The organism is Candidatus Chordibacter forsetii, assembly GCF_964187505.1.
Taxonomy (GTDB): Bacteria; Verrucomicrobiota; Verrucomicrobiia; order Opitutales; family Seribacteraceae; genus Chordibacter; species Chordibacter forsetii.
In genome coordinates this window covers 1-3,238 of sequence record NZ_CAXLML010000101.1, presented here as the reverse complement: position 1 = coordinate 3,238, position 3,238 = coordinate 1, and the positions used below count along the sequence as shown (strand labels likewise).

The 3,238-nt window shown below is 41.4% G+C and carries 2 protein-coding genes; one reads left to right on the top strand and one right to left on the bottom strand.

Annotated elements, in window-relative coordinates; translation table 11 throughout:
* The coding region (locus ACKPQ4_RS04735) for an InlB B-repeat-containing protein (protein WP_407680058.1) at nt 1-1,383 on the bottom strand (1,383 nt) is incomplete at its 3' end.
* A 476-nt stretch (nt 1,384-1,859) separates the two neighbouring features.
* On the opposite strand from ACKPQ4_RS04735, the gene ACKPQ4_RS04730 reads away from it, so the two are divergent.
* Nucleotides 1,860-3,238: hypothetical protein (locus tag ACKPQ4_RS04730; protein ID WP_407680057.1), on the top strand; the 1,379-nt coding region annotated here is incomplete at its 3' end.

The window sequence follows — 3,238 nt, the reverse complement described above, 5'->3', positions numbered from 1 at the left end:
ACTTCCAGATGGCGGGTAAAGGCTGACATAGCCTTGGGTTGATTGAACGTTTAACTGGTATTGGAGCTCAGTAAAGTTAGCTGTTAGGCTCATGTTTCCAGAGGGTATGAATGTGGTTTCAGCGAAATTTTCATTGTCAAGCATAGCTAAGACATCGGAGGTTCCTGACCATTTGAGGAAACCAAAATGCTGATCAGGAAAACTTCGAATAGTGTATGTGTTTCCATGCTTGTATGAACTTGGGATGGAACCGTTCGAATCGAAAATTTCATAAGAACCCCCTGTCGTACTACCGACTAATACTTGATATTCATTGGGAATAAATATAGCGACTAAAGCGGTGTCTCCCTGAAGGGGAAAAGTGACAGTGGTATTTTCGCTAAATATACTACCATTATTATCCCATTCCCAATGCGAGAAGGATTGTCCTTGATCTGGAAAAGCAGAGATTGTGAGGGAATCTCCGTGGGCAAAAAGACCGCCACCCGACACCTGTCCTAACCCTGTTGAAGAAAGATCCAAAAAATACGGTGCTTTTTCAAACTGAGCATATACGACCTGATCGCCAGTGACTACCAAGGAAGTTTCCGCACTCCATGGGTCAGAAATGCCAGTGCCTACCCATTGTAAAAAGTATGAATGTTCATCAGGAGAGGCGGTTATTGTGATCGTTTGCCCCCATGTGTAGGATCCATTAATTTCATCTGAAATAGTTCCTGTTCCTTGCCCATTTGGGTTAATTTCAAAATTGATGTCATAAAGTGGGGATTTAGTTGTTTTGAACCTGTTTTCTGCTGCATTATCTTCAAATAGACTTCCGTATCGCCATGAGGATCCGTTTGGAGTGTCTCCAGAAGCGATCTTGAGGTACAAGTTTGATGGGATGCTGGACCCACTTGGGAAGGCAGGCCAAACCCAATTGTCACCAGTAACGGTATTGTATTGTGCCCCTCCTTTATTTGGAGAATCGTAAAATCGTATGCAAATCGGTGTGCCAGGAGGTGGATTTGAGGCAGTTATCGCAAAGCTTAGGTTCTCAGAAAATTGTTTGGGTTCGGTCGGAAAGACAATGACTTCATTGCTGTTCTTGAAAAAATTGGTGGTAAAAACAAACATCCCGTCGTCAAAACCATACCCCGAGCTTGAGTCACCTACATAGGTTTGCAGAGTAAGAGGAATCCATTGGCCAGAAAAGGGATCACTTGTTGAACCGGTAGAAAAATATCCCAGCTCAACCAAGTCGCCATCCCCATTTCCGCGCACTCCAGCACTTAATCGATTTCCACTGGCGTCTTTGAGTAAATCTGGAGAATTTGATGAAGTAACCGTTCCCCATACAATAGTAATTTGAGGAGCTGCAACGATTGTTTGTGAACACCCCAAATAACAGGTGATTAGAACGAACAAAAGGTTTAATTTTGGCGAATAATTATTTGGATCGAAAAGGTTCTTTTTTAGGAGAACAAATAAAGCACATTTTATCTCTCGGACTAAATTTAAAATAAAGTTATTAGTTGTGTGCAGGCGAGCCCGCGCGAGAAAAATGCGGAAGTATGGTCTTATTTGGGTTAATAGTTTCCCGCAACTTGTTGATAAACAAATTGTTAAAATGCACAAAAAGAAAATGTGCATTATTAGAATGATCAGCGGTACAACCAAAATACAATTCAATAGGGCTCTTATGTTATAACCTATGTCCTGACAGGCTTCATTTGCAAGTAAATGTAATGAAAACATTTACAGTTTTCTATTATTATTAAAGTGCAATTTAAAAGATTTCAATGGTGGCAAAAATATTATTTGACTTAATTTTGCAGCGAATTGATAGTAAGGGGGTGTGTTTCCCCTATAATAATGTCTTGCGGCATTATCGCTTGCAGGTCTGTGCCCTTCTGGGAGTTTCTTTATTGGGTTCATTTTCACTAGGTGTTACCACCACAACCATTGATTGGGGTACTCATTTGGGTTCAAGTTCTCCAATAAACGCGGGTGACACTAACCCCAGTAGTAAACAACTCCTATTTGGATTGGACGCTGCAGGTACTTCTTTGAACGAACTTGCTAATGGTTCAGCAACTGGAAATGTTTACGATGGAGATTTAATCGAGCTTGGGTTCTTCGATACCGATGCCACCAACAACGGAAGCTACACTCCAAACGAAAGCTCAGATTATTTTAAAGGAATCTGGACGCCATTAACCTCGAAAACGACCATCGGTAGAGATTGGAGTGGTACAACGGTTGCTGAAGGAGAGTTTTACTTTCGAACTAAATTTCAATTGGATGGTGGAAACGCCAATAATTCGGTAAATAATTACTCACTTTCCAATATCGGGAGTAACGCATTGGATAATGATTATCTCGGAGATAGTTCGAGTAACCCCAACTCACATGAAGACAGATTAAATGCCCTTACCGCAAATACTGTTTTAGGCATCAGGTTTTATGATATCGACACTTCGAGCTCAGCTGATGGTGGGGGAGGTTTAACTAAGGCCACCAACGGATCTACTCGTTACAATACTATCATGAATCCCAATTGGACTTGGGGTGGCGGAGAATTTATCTCTCTCCATACAACGAATGGTTCGGCAATCGATTCAAACATGGTTTTTGAATTTGATAACACTAGTGCCAACGGTGGTTCAAAGGTAGGAACTTCAGAAGCCACTATTAATTCAAATACAGATTTTGTCGCTACCGTTACTTACTTTGATGGGGACGAAACTATCAATGTTGGAGATTCGGGTGGAATTGGATCATCGGTGTTCAGTGGTTTTAACGGAACCGGTAAACTTTATGGTGGGCAGGATGCAAATGTTGTTACCCTGCATGCTCAGTCTGGAAATACAGGTAGTAGTGCATATGATTTCGATGGAGACTTTTATCGTGCTTCATCAGGAACAGATTCAACGGATTTAACTTTAATTAAGTCAGGTACAGGAGATCAAATCTTAAGCGGAAATATATTTCTTGCCGATTCAGATAACGCCGCTGCCAGTGGTGGTTTGAATCTGACCGCGGGAAACTTGATCTTGAAACCCGCATCAGGCAAATCCCAAACAGTTGAATATATTACTGGTGCTGGTGGATTAAAACTTGATAATTCTGGAATCAATAACGGTACTATTGTTACACTTGGATTTGCTAACCAAACATCTTCCACCTTCTCTGGTGCTATCGTTTTAGACGGAAATGGAGCGGCAGGGGAATCGACAATTAAAGTTTCCAAGGCGAG